Genomic DNA, 1533 nt, shown 5'->3' on the forward strand with positions numbered 1-1533 from the left:
ATCGTCGTCCGGCTGGAAGGCACGAATGTGGAAGAGGGCAGAAGGATACTTGCGGGATCGGGCCTCAGCTTTGCGGTGGCAACGGACCTCGCGGACGCGGCGAAAAAGGTGGGGGAAACGGCAAGGAGAATAGGACGAATAGGAAAATAGGTCCTATCTCTCCTATTGGTCCTATCCTTCTTCTGAAAAGGTTTTCTCATGAGCATACTCATCGACAACGATACCACAGTCATCGTCCAGGGAATCACCGGTAAAGAGGGCGCTTTTCACACCGCGCAGATGGTCGCGTACGGGACCAGGGTTGTGGCGGGGGTGACGCCGGGGAAGGCGGGGGAGTCTCTTGATGGTGTTCCCATCTTCAACACTGTCCGGGATGCGGCCCGGGCGACGGGTGCCAACGCTTCGGCGATCTTCGTGCCTCCCCGGTTCGCCGGGGATGCCGTCATGGAGGCGGTAGAAGCGGGAATAGGAACGGTCGTGTGCCTGACGGAGGGCATACCGACGCTTGACATGATAGCCGTCAGACAATATATGAAAGGGAAGGATGTACGTCTCATAGGTCCGAACACCCCGGGGATGATCAGTCCCGGGAGCTGCAAGATAGGGGTTATGGCAGGATACATACATCTGCCCGGACGCGTCGGTGTAGTGTCCCGCAGCGGTACTCTGACGTATGAGGTGGTCGATCAGCTCACGAAGAAGGGGATCGGCCAATCGACGTGCGTAGGCATCGGAGGCGACCCCGTCACAGGCCTCAGCTTTGTGGACATCCTCGAGATGTTCCAGCACGATGACGGCACTGACGCGGTCGTGATCATAGGGGAGATCGGAGGTACGGCCGAGGAGAAGGCGGCGGAATATTTTCGGGAACACATGACGAAGCCCGTGGTTGCTTTCATCGCCGGAATGACCGCTCCGCCGGGAAGGCGGATGGGCCATGCCGGTGCCATCGTATCCGGTGGCACCGGGACGGCGGCGCAGAAGATAGATGCGCTTGAAAGGGCAGGGATCGCCGTGGTGAAGGACCCGGCCCGTGTCGGTGAAACCCTTTCCGGCGTCCTGTCCCGTTCAAGCGGGCGGTAAGCGTCAAAGGACAGGGAGGGTGCCATGAGAAGCAACAGGTTCCACTGGTGGATCGTATCGTTACTGTGCGCGGTGTGCATCACCGGTGCCGGGACGGCGACGGGCGAGACGGTCATCGACGTCTGGAAAGAGGTGAAGACCCCTTCGGCCCCCGAGCTTAAGGCCCTGACCCTCGACAGTGCCACCACGGCTCTCCTTCTCCTTGATTTCAATAAGCAGGTCTGCAACAACGAACGGCGGCCCCGCTGCATAGCGTCGATCCCTGCCGTGGCGAAACTGGCGCAAAGGGCCCGCGGGAGCAAGGTCGCCGTTGTGTACAGCCTGACGGCGGGTTCGTCGATCGGGGATGTCGCTGCCGCGCTTGCGGCAAGGCCCGGTGAGCCTTCGGTCACATCGGGCCCCGACAAGTTTTTGGGGACGGACCTTGAGAGGATACTGAAGGAGCGGGGC

General features: G+C 60.9%; 3 protein-coding genes. All 3 read left to right on the plus strand.

The genetic code is table 11. From position 1 onward, the window contains the following. Window positions 1-150 (plus strand): succinate--CoA ligase subunit beta (sucC, locus tag GXX82_13815; protein NLT24114.1); only part of this gene is annotated, 150 nt, incomplete at its 5' end. Window positions 151-198: 48 nt separating this feature from the next. Next, window positions 199-1083 carry a succinate--CoA ligase subunit alpha gene (sucD, locus tag GXX82_13820; GenBank protein NLT24115.1) on the plus strand — a complete coding sequence of 295 codons (885 nt, stop codon included), beginning with the start codon at window positions 199-201 and terminating at the stop codon, window positions 1081-1083. Between the two features lie 24 nt (window positions 1084-1107). Then, window positions 1108-1533: isochorismatase family protein (locus GXX82_13825; protein ID NLT24116.1), on the plus strand; the 426-nt coding region annotated here is incomplete at its 3' end.

The sequence above is a fragment of the Syntrophorhabdus sp. genome, from assembly GCA_012719415.1.
GTDB lineage: Bacteria > Desulfobacterota > Syntrophorhabdia > Syntrophorhabdales > Syntrophorhabdaceae > Delta-02.